The sequence below is a fragment of the Vibrio sp. 1249-1 genome (genome assembly GCF_033340495.1).
In genome coordinates this window covers 1-1,043 of sequence record NZ_JAWOWJ010000149.1, presented here as the reverse complement: position 1 = coordinate 1,043, position 1,043 = coordinate 1, and the positions used below count along the sequence as shown (strand labels likewise).

Annotated in this window: 2 protein-coding genes; both read right to left on the bottom strand. The window is 41.6% G+C overall.

All coding sequences use genetic code 11. The annotated features are described in order from the left end of the window. Positions 1–47 precede the first annotated feature (47 nt). Entirely contained in the window at positions 48–470 is a 423-nt protein-coding gene (locus R7Z50_RS24885; RefSeq protein WP_042766137.1) for a DUF805 domain-containing protein, read from the bottom strand. A 98-nt stretch (positions 471–568) separates the two neighbouring features. Further along, positions 569–916, bottom strand: a complete 348-nt coding sequence (locus R7Z50_RS24880) for a 5-carboxymethyl-2-hydroxymuconate Delta-isomerase (RefSeq protein WP_005496920.1) — start codon at positions 914–916, stop codon at positions 569–571. Positions 917–1,043 lie beyond the last annotated feature (127 nt).

Here is a 1,043-nt window from a genome sequence, read left to right as displayed (position 1 = left end):
CTACTGATGTGAGAGTCACACCTTCGGCAGACTCCCACACTCATAAATCACTGTGGCTCAGAACCGTATTTATTCGGGCCTGATGTGCCTTTCAAAAAACCACACTCAATCAAAATCCAAAGCCCACAAATTAATGAAATCGAAGCAATGAACAGCTGTGGCGTTGAAGGCTCTTGCGCCATTGGGCTTGTCATCGGCGTTGCGATGCGACCAATCACCAAAGGAATGTTCAAGCCTAACCAGTAGATCGACTTGTCGCGGTCATGCCATCTCTTTGTCGTAATAGCCAAATCAGGAATGAGCAGTACCAACAAGAATATTGGCAGTAACAGGTAAGAAAACGCAGGAAACAACTTACTGATACCCGCACCAAAACCTATAATCGAAATGTAGTAAATCACATTCCAAATCCAATAGGTTTTGCGATCGATACGTCCGTGAAACGAAAACAGTAACTCTTTAGTCGACATCAATTTTTATCCAAAAATAGAAAGAATACAGAGTAGCCGAGTCGGGTTAATTTGGGAAGAAACAACAAGTCGTGAACAACGTCGGCCAAGCCTTATATTCAGTTCACCACTTTTTGAAAGCTGTCCACATCCATATCTCGAATGTTAACCGTTAAACTGTGCACATGACTTGCCTGTTCTTGAAGCACAACCATTAAAGCTCGCGATAATTCTCGCTTTTGTTCAGGCGTTCGGCCAGACAACAAATCAAAATTGATATGAATAAAATCGAGGCTGTCACCCGCTTCACCAATTAGCCAGTTATGACATCTTAACGTTCTTGATTTCACAGAGGCCAACTCAAAAAGGCCACTCTCTAACGCAGCTTTATGTAAGTCTTCCAGCAAACCTTGTACATTGACTCGCTCTTCCACTGAGTTCGAATACTCTAAAACTAAGTTTGGCATTTTGATTCCTTTCTACAACATAAAAAATTCAGTGCGTAGTAATACCAATCTAGCCAGCAATTTCCGAGGAATGAACTATCATTCTGTCTACGCGATCACCAATCGATTGCTTTTGATAAAAATAACA

Bases quoted from the DNA above. Each gene is read 5' to 3' on its own strand.
- R7Z50_RS24885 (WP_042766137.1), bottom strand. From the start codon at position 470: ATGTCGACTAAAGAGTTACTGTTTTCGTTTCACGGACGTATCGATCGC.
- R7Z50_RS24880 (WP_005496920.1), bottom strand. From the start codon at position 916: ATGCCAAACTTAGTTTTAGAGTATTCGAACTCAGTGGAAGAGCGAGTC.